Below are 19,332 nucleotides of genomic sequence, written 5' to 3'. Positions count from 1 at the left end.
CGCCCGGGCGGGCTCCCGGGGGGCGCACCGCTTCGCGGTGCGCGCGCCCGGTGACGACGGACCGTACCTCGGGGCGGCGATCCGCGGCGAGGGGCGCTTCCAGGTCGGCGTGATGATGGACTCCCCGTGGGACGACGGCTACGACATCGAGGTGTCGGAGGAGGCTCGGTCGGCGCTCGACCGGGCGATCGCCGAGTTCGATCGGCTCGGCCACGGGATCGAGGCCATGGCGCCCGAGCCCGAGCCCGGCTATCCCGACGCGTTCCGCACGATCTGGCAGGCGGGGGCGGCCACCATCCCCGTCGACGGCGCGGACGAGGCGCTGCTCGAGCCCCTGACGCGATGGCTCGTCGAGCGGGGGCGTGCCGTGTCCGCACGACAGCTCGCCGAGGCGCTCGCGTGGCTCGCGGGCTTCGAGGAGCGCGTCATCCGCCGGTTCTCCTCGTTCGACGCCGTGCTCACGCCCGCGCTCGCCACGCCGCCGCCGCCCGTCGGCTGGTACGACGCCCAGGACGGCGAGCGGAACTTCGCGCAGCAGGTGCAGTTCACGCCGTTCACGTCGTTCGTGAACGTCTCGGGGCTCCCCGCCATCACCGTGCCGGTCGAGGACACCGCCGACGGGCTGCCGATGGGCGTGCAGCTCATCGGTCGTCCCGGCGGCGAGGCCGCGCTCTTCGCGCTGGGCGCGCAGCTGGAGCGGCGCGTGCGGCGGCGGCACCGGCATCCGTCGACCTGGTGACGTCGTTGCGCGCGTGTGACGTCGCGATTCATGACGCCTGCGAGCGTGTGCAAGACTTAGGTAATGCTTACCTCACTCGCTGAAGCCGCCCCGCGCGAGCGCCCTGCCTACCGCAGCTTCCGAGTGCAGGTGTCGCGGGTCGAACGCCTCTCGCCGCACTTCACGAGCGTCACGTTCGCCGGCGCCGACCTCCGCGACTTCGGCACGGCCGGGCTCGACCAGCGCGTGAAGGTCGTGCTCCCGCTGCCCGAGATCGGCTTCGCGGCGTTCCCCGAGGGCGACGACTGGTACGGCGCGTGGCGCGAGCTGCCCGCCGAGCTGCGCAACCCGTTCCGCACCTACACCGTGCGCGCGGTGCGCCCCGAAGCGCGCGAGGTCGACATCGTGTTCGTCGCGCACGGCGACGCGGGCCCCGCCTCGGCGTGGGCCGCCACCGCGGCGCCCGGCGACGAGATCGTGCTCATCGGGCCCGACGAGTTGAGCCCGGGCCGCACGGTGGGCATCGACTGGCGTCCGGGCGAGGTCGACACGCTGCTGCTCGCCGGCGACGAGACGGCGGCTCCCGCGATCGCGTCGATCCTCGAGTCGCTCCCCGCCGACGCCTCGGGCGTCGCCCTCATCGAGGTGCCCGCCGAGGGCGACCGGCTCGACGTGCGCGCCCCCGCCGGCGTCGAGGTGCGCTGGCTCCCGCGTACCGCGACGGACAGCGCGCACGGCGGCCTGCTCGTCCCCGCGGTGCGCGACTGGGTCGTCCGCCACCTCGCGGCCCGCGGCCTGTCGACGAGCGACGTCGATGCGGCCGCCGCGGCGCTCGCCGCCGCCGAGCACGACGACCTGCCCGGCACGCCGCTGTGGGACGTGCCAGAGGGGCACAGCCTCGACGGCGACTGCTACGCCTGGCTCGCGGGCGAGGCAACCGCCATCACCACCCTCCGTCGCTTCCTCGTGCGCGAGGCCGGCCTCGACCGCCGTCAGGTGGCGTTCATGGGCTACTGGCGCATGGGGCGCGCCGAGCTCGACTGACGAGGGATGGTCGAACGGATGCCGCGCACCGCCACGGTGACGCACCCGACCGGCGCGCCCGACCGGCGGCAGCGTCGACGGCTCCCACCGGCGGCCACGCTCGGGATCGCCGTGGGTCTCCTCGCGCTCGTCGCGATCGCAAGCCTCGCGATCGGCGCCAGGCAGGTGCCGTTCGACGTCGTCGTGCAGGCGTTCACCGCGCCCGTGCCCGGCGACCCCGACCAGGTCGTCGTGCGCGACCTGCGGCTGCCGCGCGCGATCATCGGCATCATGGCGGGCGCCGCGTTCGGCGTCGTGGCCGCCATCCTGCAGGGCGCCACGCGCAACCCGCTCGCAGATCCGGGCCTCCTCGGCATCAACGCGGGCGCCTCGCTCGCGGTCGTGGCGGCCATCGCGTTCCTCGGCGTCGCCTCGCCGTTCGGCTTCATCTGGTTCGCCTTCGGCGGCGCCGCGCTGGCGGCGGTCGTCGTCTTCCTCATCGGCTCCGTGGGCGGCGGCGCGAGTCCTGCCCGCCTCGCCCTGACCGGCGCCGCCGTCACGGCCGCGACGACGCCGCTCATCACGTTGCTGCTCATCCGCGACGTCGGCACGCTCTCGCAGTACCGCTTCTGGTCGGTCGGCTCGCTCGCCGGACGCGGCCTCGAGACGGCGAGCGTGCTCTGGCCGTTCCTCGCCGCCGGCCTCGTGCTCGCGGGCTGGCTCGCGGGGCGCATGAACCTGCTCGCGCTCGGCGACGACGTCGCTCGCGGCCTCGGCGTGCGGCTCTCGACGACGCGGATCGTGACCGCCGTCGCCGTCATCGTGCTCGCGGCCACCGCCACGTCGCTCGCGGGACCCATCGCGCTCCTCGGGCTCGCCGTGGCGCACGCGGCCCGCGGCCTCGTGGGCGCCGACTACCGGTGGCTGACCCCGCTGGCCGGCGTGCTCGGCGCGATCGTGCTCGTGGCCGCCGACGTGATCGGGCGGGTCGTCGTGGCGCCGGCCGAGCTCGAGGCGGGCATCGTCGCCGCCATCGTGGGCGCGCCCGTCCTCATCGCGCTCGTCCGTCGCGGCCGGGGAGCGTCGCTGTGACCGCCGCACCGCTCGTCGCACCCGCGGCCGCGGGCGACCCCGTCGAGGTCGTCGCCGGGCGCGTCGCGGGGGCGCGGTCGCGCCGGCGGCGGCGCGCGGCATCCGTGCTCGTCGCCGTGTCGCTCGTGGCGCTGGCCGCGGCCGTCGCGTCGATGGTGCTCGGCGCGGCCGGCCTCACGGTCGGCGACGTGCTCGCCGCGCTCACGGGCCAGGGCTCGCCGAAGGCGGAGTTCGTGGTGCTGCGACTGCGCCTGCCGCGCGTCGTCGCCGCGATCGTGGCCGGCACCGCGCTCGGGCTCGGCGGGGCGCTGTTCCAGACCACGCTGCGCAACGCGCTCGCGAGCCCCGACATCCTCGGCGTCACCGGCGGTGCGAGCCTCGCCGCGGTCGGCTCGATGCTGCTGCTCGGCTTGGAGGGCCCGGCCGTCGCGCTCGCCGCGTTCGCGGGCGCGCTGGTCGTCGCGGGCCTCATGTGGGGCCTCGCGTGGCGCGACGGGCTCACCGGCATCCGCTTCGTGCTCGTCGGCATCGGCCTCGCGTCGATCGTGAGCGGCCTGCTCGGCTGGCTGCTCACGCGCGCGGAGGTGCGCGAGGCCTCGGAGGCGCTCGTGTGGATGGTCGGCGGCATCGGCTCGATCGGCTGGCCCGAGCTCGCGACGGCGGGCGGCGCGGTCGCCGTGCTGCTCGTCGCCACGTCCCTGTTCTCGCCGCGGATGCCGCTGCTCTCGCTCTCCGACGACAGCGCCCGCTCGCTCGGGCTCGATGCCACCCGTGCGCGCGTGACGGCGATCCTGCTCGGCGTCGGGCTCGTCGCCGTCGCCACCGCGCTCGCCGGGCCGATCGCGTTCGTCGCGCTCGTGTCGGCGCCCATCGCCCGGGCGCTCGTGGGACACGGGCACGCGGCGCTCGCAGCATCCGCGCTCACGGGCGCCGCCATGGTGCTCGTGGCCGACCTCGTTGCGCAGCACGCGTTCGCCGGCATCGCCGTGCCCGTCGGCATCGTGACGGGCCTCATCGGCGCCCCGTACCTCCTCTGGCTCATCGCGAGGGGCAACCGGAAGGGATCAGACGGATGACCCGGTCAGCACCGCGTGCGCTCCGCGCCGAGTCGCTCACGCTCGCGTACGACGGCCGCAGGGTCATCGAGGCGCTCGACCTCGAGGTGCCCGACGGCCGCATCACCGCGATCGTCGGCCCGAACGCGAGCGGCAAGTCCACGCTCCTGCGCGGCCTCGCCCGGCTCATGCGCCCCGAGGCCGGCCGGGTCACGCTCGACGGCCGCGACATCCGCTCGTTCGCGCCCAAGGAGTTCGCCCGCCGTGTCGCCGTGCTGCCGCAGCAGCCGGTCGCGCCCGACGGCGTGCTCGTCTCGGAGCTCGTCTCCCGCGGGCGGCACCCGCACCGCGGCTGGTTCGGCGGGCGCTCGAGCGACGACGACCGCATCGTCGCGGAGGTGCTCGAGGCCACCGGCACGTCGGAGCTCGCCGATCGCGCCGTGGCGGAGCTCTCCGGCGGCCAGCGCCAGCGGGTCTGGATCGCCATGGCGCTCGCCCAGCGCGCCGACATCGTGCTGCTCGACGAGCCGACGAGCTTCCTCGACGTGAGCCACCAGCTCGAGCTGCTCGACCTGCTCACCGAGTCCAACCGCGAGCACGGCACGACCGTGGTCATGGTGCTGCACGAGCTGAACCTCGCCGCGCGCTACGCCGACCACCTGGTCGTCGTCGACGGCGGGCGCATCGCGGCGGCGGGGGAGCCGTCGGCGGTCATGACGGCGCATACCGTCGGCGCGGCGTTCGGGCTCGACTGCGTGGTCGCCGAGGACCCGGTGTCGCGCTCGCCCATGATCGTGCCGATCGGTCGCTACCACCAGGCGTGACGGCGTGCGAGGCCGCCTGTGACGGCGTGCGGGTAACGCCTGCGACGCCGCATGCGGCCGCCGACGCCGCGTTGCACCGGGTTTCACGGCGTCGCGAGTTTAGGTTAGGCTAACCTCAATCCACCCCACCTTCGAAAGGGAGTTCATGCACGCCCGACGCACGATCGCCGTCCTCGCCGCCGCCGCAGCGGCGGCCCTCGCCCTGGCCGGGTGCTCCTCGGCCGCCCCCGAGGACACCGGTTCCGACGCCGCAGCGGGCGAGGGGTTCCCGATCACCATCGAGCACGCCTTCGGCGAGACCGAGATCCCCGCCGCGCCCGAGCGCGTGGCCACGTGGGGCTGGGGCAGCACCGAGGCTGCGCTCTCGCTCGGCGTCGTGCCCGTCGCGATCGCGCAGCAGGAGTACGGCGCGAACGAGGACGGCGTGCTCCCGTGGGTGGCCGACGAGCTCGAAGAGCTCGGCGCCGAGACGCCGATCATCCTGACCGACGACGGCGAGGCGCCGCCCTACGAGGAGCTCGTCGAGGCCGCGCCCGACGTCATCCTCGCCCCCTACTCGGGCATCACCGAGGAGCAGTACGAGCTCCTCAGCGAGATCGCCCCGACCGTCGCCTACCCCGACGAGGCGTGGACCACGCCGTGGCGCGAGACCGTCACGATCGTCGGCACCGCGCTCGGCCTCGCCGACGAGGCGCAGGCCGTGCTCGACGACCTCGACGCCCAGCTCGCCGCGCAGGCCGAGGCGCACCCCGAGCTGGCGGGCAAGACCGTCGCCGCGGTGTGGGACGTCGCCGGCACGTTCTACGTCTACACGCCCGAGGACTCGCGCGTGGAGTTCCTCTCGGCGCTCGGCCTCGAGGACGCGCCCGCCGTCGCGGAGCTCGCGAACGGCGACTCGCCCTTCTACTACACGCTCTCGTACGAGCAGCTCGACCAGCTCGAGAGCGACCTCGTCATCAGCTACCACGACACCCAGGAGGAGGCCGACGCGTTCCTCGCCTCGGCGCCCATCCAGGCGATCCCCGCGGTCTCGCGCGGCCAGGTGGCGCAAGTCGTCGGCACCGAGCTGATCGCCGCGGTCTCGCCGCCCACCGCCCTCTCGCTCACCTACGGGCTCGACGAGCTCGTGGCCTCGCTCTCGACGGCGGCCCAGGCGGGCTGACGCTCACGCGCCCCGGGGCGCGTTCCGATCGACCGGTCCGGATGCCGCAGCGCGCGACGCCCGGGCCGGTCGGCGTCTCGGCAGGTAGCCGCCCGCTTCGAGCCCGGCCTCGATCTCGAACCGGTTGCGCAGCGGATTGCGCCCGGCGACGAGATAGAGCAGCGGGAAGAGCATGCCGTACCTGCGCCACTGCTCGCGGTGCACGGCCTCGTGCCCGAGCACCAGGTCGCCCGCGTTCCGGTCGGTGAGGTAGCAGCCGCCGACGCACGAGCCGCCGCGCCCGAACGTCCACTTGGGCATGCCCGTGAAGACGATCAGCCCGCCGCGCCGCTCCACCCGGCCGGTGCTCCAGAGGAAGCCCCAGGTGAAGCCGACGAAGGTCGCCCACCAGTAGCCGGCGCGGCTGATGGGGGAGTCGATCAACCCCAACCGGCTCATGCCTCGACCTCGGGCCGGCCGAGGTCCTCGAGCAGGCGCAGCCACACCTCGCTCATGGTCGGGAACGCGGGCACGGCGTGCCAGAGGCGCGTGACCGGCACTTCGCCGACGACCGCGATGGTGGCGCTGTGCAGCAGCTCCGCGACGTCCTGGCCGACGAACGTCGCCCCGATGACCACGTCGCGCTCCGCGTCGACGACGAGGCGCGCGCGGCCCTCGTAGCCGTCGGCGAGGATGCCCGCGCCGCTCGCTGATTGCATCGGCACGTCGGCGATGCGCACCTCGCGTCCCGCACGACGGGCCGCCGCCTCGGTGAGTCCCACCGACACGGCCTCGGGCTCGCCGAACACGACGCCCGGCACGGCGGCGTGGTCGGAGGTCGCGACGTGCACCCCCCATGGCGCGGTGTCGACCGGGCGCCCGGCGGCACGGGCGGCGATCACGTCGCCCGCGGCCCGGCCCTGGTACTTGCCCTGGTGGGTGAGCAGCGCGCGGTGGTTCACGTCGCCCACGGCGTAGAGCCAGTCGCCGTCGCCATCTGCGCCGCGCACGAGCATCGTCTCGTCGACGTCGAGCCAGGATCCGGGCTCGAGGCCGACCGTCTCGAGGCCGACGGACCGGGAGCGGGGGACGCGGCCGGTGGCGACGAGCACCTCGTCGGCCGTCACGGTGGAGTCGTCGTCGAGCGTGAGCACGACCTCGCCCGAGCCGTTGCGCTCGACCTGCGTCGGCTCCACGCCCAGGCGCACGGTCGCGCCGAGCTCGCGCAGGCCCGCGACGACCGCGTCGCCGACGAAGTCCTCCATGTCGCCGAGCACGTCGTGCCGGGCGAGCACGGTGACCTCGGTGCCGAAGCCGGCGAAGGCGGTCGCCATCTCCACCGCGACGAAGCCGCCGCCGATGATCGCGAGCCGCTCGGGCGGCGCCTTGACGCTCGTCGCATCGCGGCTCGTCCACGGCGACGCCTCGGCGAGCCCGACGATCGGCGGGATCGCCGGGTCGGATCCGGTGGCGACGACCACCGCGTGCCGGGCGACGAACGCGGTCTCCGCGCCGTCGGCGCCGGTGACGACGACGCGCCGGGGCCCGTCGAGCCGGCCGTGTCCGCGCGCCAGCTCGATGCCCACGCTCGCGACCCACTTCGCCGCGCCCGCGTCGTCCCAGTCGGACACCCAGTAGTCGCGCCGCTTCAGCACGGCCGCGACGTCGAGCTCTCGGGTGACCGCCTGGGCGGCCCCGCCCACGCGCCGCGCCGCGCGCAGCGCCGCCGCGGAGCGCAGCAGCGTCTTCGACGGGATGCACGCCCAGAACGAGCACTCGCCGCCGACGAGCTCGTGCTCGACGAGCACGACGTCGAGGCCCCCGGCCTTCGCCCGGTCCGCCACGTTCTCGCCCACGGGCCCGGCGCCGATCACGACGACGTCCACCTCGCGCTCCATGCTGCTCCCCTCCGAACCCGGCCGGCGCCGGGCAGACATGGCCCAGCCTAGGCAGAACGGCCGACGCGCGGCACCCGTTGCGCGCTCAGGCCGAGGCGGCGTCGGATGCCGCGGCGTCGGCGTCGCGGGCGGGGCCCGACGTCAGCGCGGCGACGAGTCGCAGGATGGTCGGCAGGTCGTCCTCCGCGGCCTCGGGCGACGCCGGGGCGAACCCCGCGATCGCCGCGCCGGCGAGCGGGAACGCTGCGACGATCGCGCGCAGCAGAGCCACGAGCGCGGCGGTGTCGATGCCGAACGGCATCGGGTACGAGAGCCCCGCCAGCGCCGACGGGTCGAGCACGTCGAGGTCGATGTGCACGAACACCTGCGACGCGCCCGTGTCCTGGAGCGCGGCGATGACCATGGTGGGGTCGGAGAGGTCCTCGACCGTGAGCACCGCCACGTCGTGCTCGTCGATGAAGCGCTGCTCCTCGTCGTCGATCGCGCGCACGCCGCCCAGCACGAGGCGCGCGGGCGGGACGCGGGTGTCGGCGTCGAGCGCCAGGCCGTCGGCCCCCTCGCCGGCGATCGCCCGCAGGGTCATGCCGCCGAACCCGCCCGACGGCGAGGTCTCGGGCGTGTTGAGGTCGGGGTGGGCGTCGAGCCAGAGCACGGCGAGCTCGCCCCCGGCACGACGCGACGCGTGCGCGACCGCGGCGAGCGACGCGCTGCAGTCGCCGCCGACCGTGAGCGCCCAGTCGGGCACGGCGGCGAGGGCCTCCTCGGTGCGCTCGCGCACGCGCCGGAGCGCGCTGTAGCGGCGCACTCCCGTTCCGAGCGCGTCGCCGGCCTCGACCGGGACGTCGACCACGACGGTGGCTGCGGCGGGCAGGTCGCCGCGGATCGCGGCCGCGCCGTCGGCGTGGCTCATCGCACGCGCCGACACGGAGCCCTGCCACATGGGAACGACGACGAACGTTGCGGGCATGCCTCACAGTATCGCGCGCGCACGGCGCGCAGGTCACTGGTCGGGGAACCGCACGAGCCGCGCCTGGATCGCGAGCCCGAAGCTCGCCACGATCATGAATCCGAGACCCAGCAGGCCGCCGAACGTCGTGGCGAGCACCGTCGCGATCGCGTTCAGCCCGATGAGCACGAGCGTCACCCGCCACACCCAGCGCCGGCCGGTGAGCCCGGTCGCGAGCGCGAAGCCCACGAGCAGGATCACCCGCAGCCAGAGGTCGACGGGCGACCAGACCGGCAGTCCCGAGACGCAGAGCAGCGCCCCGACGACGAGCACGAGCGTCCAGGTGGCGAATAGCCACCACCCGAACGGCTCCGCCGTGCCATCGGATGCCGCGGCATCCGATGCGCGCCGCCCGGGCCGGCCCGCGGGCGAGGCCGGCGGGGGAGCCTCGGTCGCGCCGCTCAGCCGTGCCCGTGCGCGTGCCACGAGCAGGAGCACCTCGTGCGCCGTCATCACGGCGACGAAGCGGTCGTTCGCCGCCCGCAGCGCGCCCGGCGACGAGCCCGCGACGAGGTCGGGGTGCAGCTCCCTGGCGAGGCGCCGGTAGGCGTGCTCGATCTCGGCCTCGTCGGCGTCGGGCCGGACGCCGAGCACCTCGGCGGCCTCGTCGGGCGTCATGCGGCCACGGTACGCCGCACGGACGGCATCCGGCCACGCCTTGCGATCGGCGTGCGCGAGCCCCCTGGCCCGATCGTGTCCCGGTTGCCGCCGACGCACGGATGCCGCGGGCCCGTGCGGCCCGCGGCATCCTTCGCTGCCCGGATTCAGCCCGAGATGGCGCCCTGCGACGAGCCGCCGGACTTCAGCGCGGCGAGGCGGGCGTCGACCTCGGTGAGCTCGCCGAGGTCGTCGAGCTCGTTGAACTGGGCGTCGAGGCTCGAGGCGGTGAGCTCGGCCTGGCCGCGCACGACCGCCTCCTCGCGGCGGATCTTCTCCTCGAAGCGGCCGATCTCGCTCGTGGGGTCGAGGATGTCGATCGACTTCACGGCGTCGTGGACCTGGCGCTGCGCCTGCGCGGTCTTGGCCCGGGCGATGAGCTCGGAGCGCTTGTTCTGCAGCTGGACGAGCTTCTCCTTCATGCCGTTGAGGCCCACCTTGAGCTTGTCGACCACCTCGGTCTGCGCGGCGATCTGCGGCTCGGCCGCCTTGGCCTCGTTCTCGGACGAGATCTGGCGGCTCAGCGCCACCTTCGCGAGGTTGTCGAACTTGTCGCCGCCCGACGCGTCGCCTGCTGCGCGGAGCTCGTCGCCCTTGCGGCTCGCCGCGAGGGCCTTCTCGCCCCATTCGCGGGCCGCCTCGACGTCCTCGCGGTGGTCGTCCTCGAGGAGGCGCAGGTTGCCGATCGTCTCGGCGATCGCGGCCTCGGCGTCGGCGATGGAGTTGGTGTAGTCCCGCACCATCTGGTCGAGCATCTTCTGCGGGTCCTCGGCCTCATCGATGAGGGCGTTGATGTTCGCCCGCACGAGCTGCGAGATGCGGCCGAAGATGGACTGCTTCGTCATGGTGTTCCCTTTCCTGTGGTGCGTGTCCGTCGTGTCGTGGTCGTCGTGTCGTGTGATGGTCGGGTGTGTCGGCGGGTCGTCGCGTGGTGTCGGCGGGTCCTCCCGGAGTGGTCGGTGGGGCTCAGAAGCGGCCTCCGCTCCCGCGGCGCGATCGCGTGCCCGATCCGCCGAAGCTGCCGGGCGAACGTCGTCCGCCGCCACCGAATCCGCCGCCGAATCCGCCGCCGCTGCTGCGGCCCCCGCCGAACATGCCGCCCCCGCCGCCCCCGCCGCCGCCGAGGACCGAGTTGATGAGGATGCCGCCGAGCACCGCGCCGAACAGGTCGCCGCCTCCGCCGCCCTGCTGGCCGCCGTAGCCCGCGCCGAAGCCGCCGGCCATCCCGCCGCCGAAGCCGCCGACGTCCTGCTGGGCGAGCGAGAGCGCCGTGCGGGCGAGCGATTCGGCCCGCTGCGCGGTCGTGAGCGCGCCCGCGGGGTCGGTCGGTGCGAGCGCCTGCGCCTCGACGAGCAGGCGGCCGGCCTCGGCGAGGCGCGTGCGGGCCTCGGCGCCGACCGCGCCGCGCCGGGCGACGAGGTAGTCCTCGGCGGCCTGCACCTGCGCGCGTGCCGTCGCGAGCGAGCGGCCGAGCTGCGCCTCGGCCCTGGCGCGCTGCTCCGCGGCGTTGCGCACCCCGGCGATCGCGGCATCGATCTCGGCGTTCACCTGCTCGACGCGGGCCTGCGCCGCGAGGGGATCGCGTCCGGGGGCGCCGAGCCCCGCGCGCAGTGCCGCGGCCTCGCCCGCGACGCGGTCGGCGAGCGTCGTGGCGCCCGGGTCGCCGAGCCCGCGCGCGGTCTGCACGTCGGCCTCGAGGTCGGCGACGCCGGCCGACACGGCCTGGTCGGCGGCGGCGAGGTCGGTCGCGAGGCGGTCGATGGCGTCGGCGAGGAGCACGGCCTGGTCGACCGACTCCTCGGCCGCGCGGATGCCGACGGCGGCGTCGCTCGCGCGCTGTGCGGCGACCGCGGTCGAGGCCTGCGCGAGCTCCTCGCGCGCGAACGCGAGCCGGGCGTCGGCCTGCGCCGGGTTGTCGGCGACGGGGGCCACGGCGGATGCCGCGTAGGTGCCGGTGAGGGCCGCGAGCCGCTGCGGTGCTGCGGAGACGCGCGTCGCCGCGGCATCCGCCTCGCCCTGCACGCGCTGGAGCTCGGCGGGCGCGTTCCGCTCGAGCGCCCGCAGCTCGTCGAACCGGTCGGCCTGCTCGTCGAGGATCGCATCGGCCTCGCCCGTGAGCCGGATGATGCCCGAGTACCAGGCGCGGCGCTCCTCGTCGGTGTCGGGGTCGGCGTCGTCGAGCTGCTGCTGCAGCGAGAACGCCTCGGCGACCTTGGCCTTCGCACCGTCGAGGGCCGCCTTGAAGTCGGCCGTGGCCTCCTCGCCGTAGGACGCGACCGCGAACCCGAGTTCGTCGTCGCTCGTCTTCACCGCGTCGTCGGCCTGCACCAGGGCGCTGCCCGCCTGCCGCCGCAGCTCGTCGATCGAGGGCTGCGGCGGACCGGCCGGCCCGGCCTCCGCCTCCGCCTTCCGCCTGCGGCGTGCGAGGACGATGGCGATGATCGCGACGATCGCGGCCGCGATGACGAGGAAGAGCACCCAGCCCCAGCCGCCGCCTCCTCCTCCGCCCGTGCTGCCGCCGCCGATGGCGTCGGCGGCGGCGATCGCGGCGCCCGCCCAGTCGCCGTCGCGCAGCATCGGCTCGATGACCTGCTGGCTGATCCGCGTCAGCTCCTCGTCGGAGAGCGATGCGTTCGCGTCGGCCGAGAGGTAGTAGGCGCGACCGTCGACGGCGACCGCGAGGAGGTAGTCCTCGGCGCCCATGTTGTTGCCGATCGCGGTGTCGTTCGCCCAGGCGTCGGCCGCCTCGGGGTTGGTGAACTCGTCGACGTAGGCCACGAAGAGCTGGCGGCCGCTCGCGTCGGCGGCTCGTTCGATCGCCGCCTCGACCTCAGCGGTGTCGGCGCCGAGGGCGCCCACCGTGTCGACGATCGGGCCCTGCCCGAAGTCGACCGGATCCTCCGCCATGGCGGGCGCGGTCGCACCGAGTGCGAGCACCGCGCCGACGATGATCCCGAGAACAGCTGACGTGCGACCTCGCGACGACATGCACCAGTGCCCTTCCCCCGCCCCCGCGGGCCATCCCGAGTCTATGGGGGAGTCGGAGGCCCCGTCCATGCCGGACGCGTCCGCTCGCAGCGGCTCCACAGGTGCCGGGGGATCAGCCGACCGTCATCGGCACCAGCGGGGACGAGAGCAGCAGCACCATGCCCTCCGCGGGCGTCGAGAAGGCGACGGCCGCACCCAGGCCGTAGGGCCCGGGGGAGAGGGGCGGGAGGTCCGGTGGAAGGCCCGTGCCGTCGTCGTCCGCCGCCGTGCAGCGCAGCGCCTCCACCACGCCCGGGAGGGTGACGGACTCGCCCGGCGCGAGCGAGATCCCGATGGCGCCGGCCTCGGACGTGCCGGTCGAGTGCCAGGCCACGACGTCCACGTCGGCCACCGTGATCGCCGGAACGCGCGAGAGCTCGCCCTCGATGAGAACGGTGCCCGTGTTCGTGACCGTGACCATGACGGATGCCGATCCGCCGGGCGGCACCGGCGCGACCGGCGGCGCCACCGTCACCGCCAGCGGCGCGCCCGTCGGATCCGCGACCGGAGCGACGGCCGCCCCGCAGCGGTACACGCGCTCGGGCATCGCGAGCATGAGGCCCGAGCCCGCGTCTCCCTGCCCGGCTTCGGCCTCCCCGTCGGCCGACTCCGACACGACGGGCGCGTCGGCGGTCGACGAGCCGCCGGAGACGCCGCCGCCGCGCAGGCCGATCACGAGTCCGCCCACGACGAGCACGGCGGCGAGCGCACCCGCACCGCCTGCGATCGCCGTGCGTCGGGTCCGGCGTCGGGAACGGCTCGCCACGAGCACGGCGTCGATGTCGACGGGACGCGGCGTCGCGGCATCCGCTGCACGCTTCAGGCCCTCGCCGAGGCCGTTGGTGGGATCAGGTGCTGACATGGTCGCCTCCCGTGCGCGCGGCGCGCGTCGCGGCCGGATCGAGGGAGGAGGCGAGCGCGTGCAGGCCATCGCTCAGGTAGCGCTTCACGGCGCCCGAGCTGATGCCGAGCACGGCGGCGATGCCGTCGACCGTGAGGTCCTCGTAGTAGCGCAGCACGATGCACGCCGCCTGCCGGGGCGGGAGCGCCCGGATCCGCTCGAGCAGGTCGAGCCGCTCGTCGGTCGCCGCGTTCGGCGAGTCGACGCTCGACGGCGCGGCCGCCAGGTGCCGCACCCGCCGCCAGGTGCCGTCGCGCCGGGAGCGGTCGATCACCTGGTTGAGGATCGCGCGGCGGACGTACGCCTCCGCGCGCGGCAGCGTGAGCCCGAGGCGGGGCGTGCCGAAGGTGCGGACGAGGGCGTCCTGCACGAGGTCGGCGGCGTCGTCGACGCTGCCGGTGAGCAGGTAGGCGTAGCGGCTGAGCGCGTCGCCGCGCTCGACGACCAGCGCCGTCGCCACCTCGTCCCACGGGCGCGCCACCCGAGTCCTCCTCCCGACGGCGGGACTCCGCCGTCACCTGTACCGACGAACGAGCGGGCCGTTTCGTTGGGTGCGCGGGCGGATGCCCCGTGCCGGAGTCGCGCGCGGCGCCGGCACGTCAGCGCGATCGCTCGGACTCCGACGCGCCGACATGGGCGTCGAGCCAGTCCGTGAGCGGGCGGGACGCGCGCAGCGCGTCGACGACCCGGTCCTCGGCCTCGGGCGTGTGCAGCCACGGCTCGACCGGCCAGTCGACCCACGCGGTGAGGTCCTTGTCGCGCAGCAGGTCGGCTCGCGGGTGGTCCGCATCGTACCCGCGCGGCACGCGCTTCAGGCGGTCGCTCGCCGAGACGCCGACGCCGCCGGCCTCCACGGCGGACACCGCCGCGACGAGCGCCTCGCCGCTGCGATCGTCCGCGACGGCCGCCCGGAAGCGTGCCAGCTGGTCGGGGGCCATCACGTGGCATCCGGCACCGACCCCGAGGCCGGACGCGGAGAACTGCACGTAGCCCGACCCGCCGACCGTCGCCCCGATCGCGGTCTTGTAGGGCGACTTGTCGGCGCTGAACCGGATGTCGCGGTACGGCCGGAAGACGCGACCCTCGCCGAACTCGCCGGCGAGATCGTCGAGCAGCGCCTGCATCGGAGCGAGCACGAGCTCGTCGTACTCGGCGCGATGCTCCGTGAAGTACGCCTTGGAGTTGTCGGCCTCGAGGCCCTCGTAGAACGCCACGGCACCCGGGAGCCAGCCGGTGAACACGCTCATCTCCGCCTCCTCTCGGGAGGTTCGGAACGGCTCGGCGAGGCTATCGCCTGGAGTGCCCCCGGAGGGATTCGAACCCCCGACCTACGGTACCGGAAACCGGCGCTCTATCCCCTGAGCTACGGAGGCGCACAGCAGTAGACACTACCACTGCCGGGGCCCGCGTTCCGACCACCGACGGCCCGACGAGGCCGCTTCGGGCGCCCCGATCGCCGGTCAGGCGAGGCTGACGCTGGCGACCGTGTCGAGCAGCTCCTCGCGCACGCGGGCGGCGAGCTGGATGCGCGCGCCGCGGAGCACCGGGTCCCGGTCGACCCGGGTGGCGACCACCTCGGGGTACCAGCGGCTGATGCGACGGATGCCGCGCTCCACCTCGGCCGCGAAGGCGTCGCCGCCGAGGCTCGCGGAGGGCCCGGCGAGCACGAGGCGCCCCGGGTCGAGGGTCGCGAGCAGCGGCAGCGCGACGTGGGCGACCCGCTCGGCGAGGTCGTGGAAGACGCCGGCGCGAACGGCCTCGGCGTCGGGCTCGGCGAGCGCCTCGCGCACCGCGTGGTAGCCGGCCACGTCGAGGCCGTGCCGACGCGCGAGCAGGGCGACGGCGCGGCCGCCGACCAGGTCTTGCGCGGTGCGCGCGCTCGGGTCGAGGGCGCTCGCCGCGACCGACAGCGGCAGGAAGCCGATCTCGCCCGCGCCGCCGAAGCTGCCGCGGTGCAGGTCGCCCGCGACGTCGAACGAGGCGCCGACGCCGTTGCCGAGCCAGAGCACCGCGAACACGTCGCGGTCGACGCCCGCGCCGAGCTCGCGCTCCGCGACGGCGGCGAGGTTCACGTCGTTCTCGATGCGCACCTCGCGCCCGAGCTCGCCCTCGAGGATCGACCGCAGCCCGCGCACGGGCCACCCGGGCAGGGTCTCGCTGAACAGCTCGCCGGTCTCGCCGGGGTCGACGTAGCCGGGGATGCCGATGACGACCGAGTGCACGACGTCGGGGTCGGTGCCCGCGGCTTCGCTCGCGTCGGCGATCGCGCGCGACACCTCGTCGACGGGGGAGCGCTCGGTCGGGTCGTGGGGGAGCGTCCGGCGCACGACGGGCCGCTCGTCGCCCGTCGCGTCGACCACGGTGGCGCGCAGCTCGAACGCGTCGAGGTCGAGTGCGACGCCGAGCGGGCGGTCGGTGCGCGCGGCGTACACGACGGCGCTGCGTCCGGCCGAGCCCGACGTGCGCCCGCGCTCCTCGATGAACCCCGCTGCGAGCAGCCGCGACATCATCTGCGAGGCCGTGGGCTTCGACACCCCGACGAGCTCGCAGATGCGGTTGCGCGTGAGCGGACCCTGCTCGAGCAGCACTGCGAGCCCGGCGCGGTCGTTGACGGCGCCCAGCCACGAGGGCGTTCCCGTCGAGGAGTTCGCCGCCATGCGCCGCCCCGTCAGGCCGCGGGCAGGTTGGCGATCACCGAGGCGACGAGCTGTGCCGCGTCGCCCGGCTCGAACAGCGCGGGCGACTGGATCACGATCCAGTACGGACCGTGGAAGACCTGCGCCTCGCCGGTGCCGCCCGCCTGCGTGAAGTAGCCCTCGACGTCGGGCGGGGTGCCGTAGGTCGGCACGGGTTTCGACGAGAGCGCCGCCTGGTTCCGGCGCTCCTCGCCGGCCGCGGTCGTCGGCGTCGCGACGCCGACCTCGATGACCTCGCCGCTCGTCTGGTTGAGGTAGCCGCACGCCGTGCCCGCGTCCTCGTCGACGAGGGTCGCGATGTCGTCGCCGTCGGGCTCGTAGCCGGGGTCGGCGCCGACGTTCGGGTTGTAGGCGTAGAGCTGGTCGGCGGTGAGCAGCGCGTCGCACGCGATCTCGAACGGGACGGGCGGCTCGGCCGACTCGGTCGGCTCGGGTGCTGCCGTCGCCGAGTCGCTCGGCGAGGTCGTCGCGGCCGCCGTCCCGGTGGGTTCGGCTGCGTCGGGAGTGCAGCCGGCGAGCAGTGCCACGGATGCCGCGGCCACGAGTGCGAGGCCGGCAGGACGGGTACGGGCGAGGTGGGGCGAGCGCGGCATGTGCGAAACCCTATCAACCGTGCCGGGTAGGATTTGCGGGTGACTCCCGACGATCTCTCGCGTGCCCTGTTCGACCTCGTGAACGGGCTCGTGGAGCGACGCCGGGCGGCCGGCGCGGAGGTCTCGCTGGAGCTCTCGCCCGACCAGGTGACCCTCGAACGACCCAAGCTGCGCGAGCACGGCGACTGGGCGTCGAACGTCGCCATGCGCGTCGCGAAGCCCCTCGGCGCCAACCCCCGCGAGATCGCCACCGAGCTCGCCGACGCGCTCGCCGGTCTCGACGGCGTCGCCAGCGCCGAGGTCGCGGGCCCCGGCTTCATCAACATCCGGCTCGAGGCGGCCGCCGCAGGTGCGCTGGCGAAGGCCATCGTCGAGGCGGGCCCCGCCTACGGCCACAGCGACTCGCTCGCGGGCGGCGCCCGCGTCAACCTCGAGTTCGTCTCGGCCAACCCGACGGGCCCCCTCCACATCGGCCACACGCGCTGGGCCGCGCTCGGCGACTCCATCGGCCGCGTGCTGCGCGCCGCGGGCGCCGACGTCGCCAACGAGTACTACATCAACGACGCCGGTACCCAGATGGACAGCTTCGGGCGGTCGGTGCTCGCGGCGGCGAAGGGAGAGCCGACCCCCGAGGGCGGCTATCCGGGCAGCTACATCGCCGACCTCGCGGGGCGCGTGCTCGAGCGCGAGCCGAAGCTGCTCGAGCTCGACGAGGCGGTCGCCCTGCACACGGCCACCGAGATCGCCTACGAGCTGCAGCTCGCCGAGATCCGCGCCTCGCTCGAACGCTTCAACGTGCACTTCGACGTCTGGACCAGCGAGCGCCGCCTGCAGGACAAGGGCGACGACGGACTCTCCGACGTCGACACCGCCGTCGAGCGCCTCAGGGCGCAGGGCCACGTCTTCGACGCGGACGACGCCGTCTGGGTGCGCACGACCGACTTCGGCGACGACAAGGACAGGGTCATCCGCCGCGGCACCGGCGCCTACACGTACTTCGCCGCCGACGCGGCGTACTACCTCGACAAGGGCGACCGCGGGTTCGGCCACAAGATCTACCTCCTCGGGGCCGACCACCACGGGTACGTGCACCGGCTGCGCGCGCTCGCCGGGGCCGCGGGCGACGACCCCGAGCGCGACATCGAGGTGCTCATCGGGCAGCTGGTGAGCATCAACGGCGCGAAGCTCTCCAAGCGCGCAGGCAACATCATCGAGCTCGACGACCTGCAGGCGTGGCTCGGCACCGACGCGCTCCGGTACACGCTCGCGCGCTACCCGGCCGACTCGCCGCTCACGATCGACCCCGAGGTGCTGAAGCGCCGCACGAACGACAACCCCGTGTTCTACGTGCAGTACGCGCACGCGCGCACGTCCGCGGTCGCCCGCAACGCGGCATCCGTCGGCGTCGACCGCTCGTCGTTCGCGCCCGAGCTGCTCACGCACGAGACCGAGTCGGCGCTGCTGGGCGGCCTGCAGGAGTTCCCGCGCATCGTCGCGCAGGCCGCCGAGCTGCGCGAGCCGCACCGCGTCGCACGCTACATCGAGGAGCTCGCGGGCCTCTACCACCGCTGGTACGACAACTGCCGCGTGCTGCCGCTCGGCGACGAGCCCGTCGGCGACCTGCACCGCACGCGCCTCTGGGTGAACGACGCCACCGGCCAGGTCATCCGCAACGGGCTCGACCTGCTCGGCGTCTCCGCTCCGGAGCGCATGTGACGCAGGCGGTTCCGTCGACGGATGCCGCGGGGACGCCCCCGCGGCGGCGGAACCGCGCCGCCCGCGTGTGGATCACGGTGCTCGTGATCCTGGGCGTGCTCGTCGCGCTCGCCGTCGTCGCCGACCTCGTCGTGCGCAACGTCGCCGAGCAGCGCGTCGCCGAGCAGCTCGAGCAGAACCTGCCAGAGGGCGTCGAGGGCGACGTGCAGGTGCGCCTCGGCGGGTTCTCCGTCATCGCGCAGTACCTCTCGGGGTCGATGGACCAGGTCGAGCTCTCGGCGCCCGAGCTCACCGTGAACGGCGTGCCCATCGCGGTGCACGTCGAGGCGCAGGACGTGCCGCCGGGGCTCGACGCGCCCGTCGGCCGGGCGACCGCCACGATCCAGGCGACGGAGGCGGCGGTCAACTCGCTCATCGAGGTCCCCGACGTGCAGGGCGACGTGGTGCTCGGCGACGGCGCCGTCGCCTACTCCGACTCCGTGCGGGTCCTCGGGCTGCCGATCGACTACACGGTCACCGCGCGGCCGACGGCGGCCGGCGACACCGTGCTCCTCGAGCCCACTGGAGTCGAGGTGGGGGCGGGCGGCGGCGCCATCGACGTCTCGGGGCTCGTCGACCGACTCATGGGCGACGACCCCATCCCGGTCTGCGTCGCCGAGTACCTGCCAGAGGGCGTCGAGGTGCAGCAGATCACGGTCGAGCCCGGCTCGGCGACCGTCACGCTCGGCGCGACCGGCATCAGCCTCGACGAGCAGAGTCTCGCGACGCGCGGCAGCTGCGGCTGAGTCCGGGGCCGGCAGCGCGCGGTCGCCCGGCCGCACTCCGGATGCAGGAAGAACCCTGGTCCCGTCGGCATGTCGAGGATTCCGTCCCGGCGTGTCGGACGGGAGTTCCTGCATCCGCTTCGCGGACCGTCACCGATTCGGCCCGGCATACGACCCTCGGTAGACTCGCGGTGAGTCGCCCCACAAGGGCGGCGCGCAGC

General features: G+C 74.7%; 19 protein-coding genes and 1 tRNA gene. 8 read left to right on the top strand and 12 right to left on the bottom strand.

Features of this window, described 5'->3' with window-relative positions; genetic code table 11:
- The 6 genes from FYC51_RS19500 to FYC51_RS01355 all read left to right on the top strand — a co-directional run.
- Positions 1–739, top strand: a 739-nt coding sequence (locus tag FYC51_RS19500; protein ID WP_274379474.1) for an amidase family protein, incomplete at its 5' end; no start/stop codon positions are given.
- A gap of 63 nt (positions 740–802) precedes the next feature.
- Positions 803–1,762 carry a siderophore-interacting protein gene (locus FYC51_RS01375; RefSeq protein ID WP_148731907.1) on the top strand — a complete coding sequence of 320 codons (960 nt, stop codon included), beginning with the start codon at positions 803–805 and terminating at the stop codon, positions 1,760–1,762.
- A gap of 18 nt (positions 1,763–1,780) precedes the next feature.
- Positions 1,781–2,833 (top strand): FecCD family ABC transporter permease, encoded by a 1,053-nt coding sequence (locus FYC51_RS01370; RefSeq protein WP_148731906.1) that lies wholly within the window; start codon positions 1,781–1,783, stop codon positions 2,831–2,833.
- Positions 2,830–3,909 carry a FecCD family ABC transporter permease gene (locus FYC51_RS01365; protein WP_238476162.1) on the top strand — a complete coding sequence of 360 codons (1,080 nt, stop codon included), beginning with the start codon at positions 2,830–2,832 and terminating at the stop codon, positions 3,907–3,909. The genes FYC51_RS01370 and FYC51_RS01365 overlap by 4 nt, the downstream gene beginning before the upstream one ends.
- On the top strand, positions 3,906–4,712 hold the full coding sequence (locus tag FYC51_RS01360) for an ABC transporter ATP-binding protein (protein ID WP_148731905.1): 807 nt from the start codon (positions 3,906–3,908) through the stop codon (positions 4,710–4,712). The genes FYC51_RS01365 and FYC51_RS01360 overlap by 4 nt, the downstream gene beginning before the upstream one ends.
- A gap of 145 nt (positions 4,713–4,857) precedes the next feature.
- Positions 4,858–5,874: an iron-siderophore ABC transporter substrate-binding protein gene (locus tag FYC51_RS01355; RefSeq protein ID WP_148731904.1), complete on the top strand. Its 1,017-nt coding sequence runs from the start codon at positions 4,858–4,860 to the stop codon at positions 5,872–5,874.
- Positions 5,875–5,877: 3 nt separating this feature from the next.
- Here FYC51_RS01355 and FYC51_RS01350 read toward each other — a convergent pair whose 3' ends face one another.
- The 12 genes from FYC51_RS01350 to FYC51_RS01295 all read right to left on the bottom strand — a co-directional run bounded on the left by FYC51_RS01350 (position 5,878) and on the right by FYC51_RS01295 (position 16,631).
- Entirely contained in the window at positions 5,878–6,312 is a 435-nt protein-coding gene (locus FYC51_RS01350) for a Fe-S oxidoreductase (RefSeq protein ID WP_148731903.1), read from the bottom strand.
- The gene (locus FYC51_RS01345) at positions 6,309–7,751 is read right to left on the bottom strand and encodes a dihydrolipoyl dehydrogenase family protein (RefSeq protein ID WP_148731902.1); all 1,443 of its coding nucleotides are present in this window, start codon (positions 7,749–7,751) and stop codon (positions 6,309–6,311) included. The genes FYC51_RS01350 and FYC51_RS01345 overlap by 4 nt, the downstream gene beginning before the upstream one ends.
- An 85-nt stretch (positions 7,752–7,836) precedes the next feature.
- Entirely contained in the window at positions 7,837–8,718 is an 882-nt protein-coding gene (locus FYC51_RS01340; protein WP_148731901.1) for an arginase family protein, read from the bottom strand.
- Positions 8,719–8,751: 33 nt separating this feature from the next.
- Positions 8,752–9,375, bottom strand: a complete 624-nt coding sequence (locus tag FYC51_RS01335) for a J domain-containing protein (RefSeq protein WP_148731900.1) — start codon at positions 9,373–9,375, stop codon at positions 8,752–8,754.
- Between the two features lie 146 nt (positions 9,376–9,521).
- Positions 9,522–10,259 carry a PspA/IM30 family protein gene (locus FYC51_RS01330; RefSeq protein ID WP_148731899.1) on the bottom strand — a complete coding sequence of 246 codons (738 nt, stop codon included), beginning with the start codon at positions 10,257–10,259 and terminating at the stop codon, positions 9,522–9,524.
- Positions 10,260–10,380: 121 nt separating this feature from the next.
- Positions 10,381–12,351: a TPM domain-containing protein gene (locus tag FYC51_RS19710; protein WP_274379473.1), complete on the bottom strand. Its 1,971-nt coding sequence runs from the start codon at positions 12,349–12,351 to the stop codon at positions 10,381–10,383.
- A gap of 163 nt (positions 12,352–12,514) precedes the next feature.
- Positions 12,515–13,303, bottom strand: a complete 789-nt coding sequence (locus tag FYC51_RS01320; protein ID WP_148731898.1) for a hypothetical protein — start codon at positions 13,301–13,303, stop codon at positions 12,515–12,517.
- Positions 13,290–13,823, bottom strand: a complete 534-nt coding sequence (locus FYC51_RS01315) for a sigma-70 family RNA polymerase sigma factor (protein ID WP_148731897.1) — start codon at positions 13,821–13,823, stop codon at positions 13,290–13,292. The genes FYC51_RS01320 and FYC51_RS01315 overlap by 14 nt, the downstream gene beginning before the upstream one ends.
- Positions 13,824–13,941: 118 nt before the next feature.
- Positions 13,942–14,589, bottom strand: a complete 648-nt coding sequence (locus tag FYC51_RS01310) for a DUF2461 domain-containing protein (protein ID WP_148731896.1) — start codon at positions 14,587–14,589, stop codon at positions 13,942–13,944.
- 53 nt (positions 14,590–14,642) lie between these two features.
- A tRNA-Arg gene (locus tag FYC51_RS01305) sits at positions 14,643–14,715 on the bottom strand.
- Between the two features lie 87 nt (positions 14,716–14,802).
- On the bottom strand, positions 14,803–15,999 hold the full coding sequence (locus FYC51_RS01300; protein WP_148731895.1) for an ROK family transcriptional regulator: 1,197 nt from the start codon (positions 15,997–15,999) through the stop codon (positions 14,803–14,805).
- A gap of 11 nt (positions 16,000–16,010) precedes the next feature.
- Positions 16,011–16,631: an iron ABC transporter ATP-binding protein gene (locus FYC51_RS01295; protein WP_148731894.1), complete on the bottom strand. Its 621-nt coding sequence runs from the start codon at positions 16,629–16,631 to the stop codon at positions 16,011–16,013.
- A gap of 39 nt (positions 16,632–16,670) precedes the next feature.
- Between FYC51_RS01295 and FYC51_RS01290 the strand changes: the two genes are divergently transcribed.
- Positions 16,671–18,347 carry an arginine--tRNA ligase gene (locus FYC51_RS01290; protein WP_148731893.1) on the top strand — a complete coding sequence of 559 codons (1,677 nt, stop codon included), beginning with the start codon at positions 16,671–16,673 and terminating at the stop codon, positions 18,345–18,347.
- The gene (locus tag FYC51_RS19070) at positions 18,344–19,132 is read left to right on the top strand and encodes an LmeA family phospholipid-binding protein (RefSeq protein ID WP_187432435.1); all 789 of its coding nucleotides are present in this window, start codon (positions 18,344–18,346) and stop codon (positions 19,130–19,132) included. Before FYC51_RS01290 ends, FYC51_RS19070 begins: the two co-directional genes overlap by 4 nt.
- The last annotated feature ends 200 nt before the right edge of the window (positions 19,133–19,332 follow it).

This window comes from Agromyces mariniharenae (assembly GCF_008122505.1).
Taxonomy (GTDB): domain Bacteria; phylum Actinomycetota; class Actinomycetes; order Actinomycetales; family Microbacteriaceae; genus Agromyces; species Agromyces mariniharenae.
Note: the sequence above shows the minus strand (reverse complement) of the source record. Positions and strands in the feature narration are given on the sequence as shown.

What these genes read in the sequence shown, in the direction of transcription:
- FYC51_RS01350 (WP_148731903.1), bottom strand. Translation starts at nt 6,312, where the DNA reads ATGAGCCGGTTGGGGTTGATCGACTCCCCCATCAGCCGCGCCGGCTAC.
- FYC51_RS01330 (WP_148731899.1), bottom strand. Translation starts at nt 10,259, where the DNA reads ATGACGAAGCAGTCCATCTTCGGCCGCATCTCGCAGCTCGTGCGGGCG.
- FYC51_RS01355 (WP_148731904.1), top strand. Translation starts at nt 4,858, where the DNA reads ATGCACGCCCGACGCACGATCGCCGTCCTCGCCGCCGCCGCAGCGGCG.
- FYC51_RS01345 (WP_148731902.1), bottom strand. Translation starts at nt 7,751, where the DNA reads ATGGAGCGCGAGGTGGACGTCGTCGTGATCGGCGCCGGGCCCGTGGGC.
- FYC51_RS01320 (WP_148731898.1), bottom strand. Translation starts at nt 13,303, where the DNA reads ATGTCAGCACCTGATCCCACCAACGGCCTCGGCGAGGGCCTGAAGCGT.
- FYC51_RS01335 (WP_148731900.1), bottom strand. Translation starts at nt 9,375, where the DNA reads ATGACGCCCGACGAGGCCGCCGAGGTGCTCGGCGTCCGGCCCGACGCC.
- FYC51_RS01340 (WP_148731901.1), bottom strand. Translation starts at nt 8,718, where the DNA reads ATGCCCGCAACGTTCGTCGTCGTTCCCATGTGGCAGGGCTCCGTGTCG.
- FYC51_RS01300 (WP_148731895.1), bottom strand. Translation starts at nt 15,999, where the DNA reads ATGGCGGCGAACTCCTCGACGGGAACGCCCTCGTGGCTGGGCGCCGTC.
- FYC51_RS01370 (WP_148731906.1), top strand. Translation starts at nt 1,781, where the DNA reads ATGCCGCGCACCGCCACGGTGACGCACCCGACCGGCGCGCCCGACCGG.
- FYC51_RS01375 (WP_148731907.1), top strand. Translation starts at nt 803, where the DNA reads ATGCTTACCTCACTCGCTGAAGCCGCCCCGCGCGAGCGCCCTGCCTAC.
- FYC51_RS01360 (WP_148731905.1), top strand. Translation starts at nt 3,906, where the DNA reads ATGACCCGGTCAGCACCGCGTGCGCTCCGCGCCGAGTCGCTCACGCTC.
- FYC51_RS01295 (WP_148731894.1), bottom strand. Translation starts at nt 16,631, where the DNA reads ATGCCGCGCTCGCCCCACCTCGCCCGTACCCGTCCTGCCGGCCTCGCA.
- FYC51_RS01310 (WP_148731896.1), bottom strand. Translation starts at nt 14,589, where the DNA reads ATGAGCGTGTTCACCGGCTGGCTCCCGGGTGCCGTGGCGTTCTACGAG.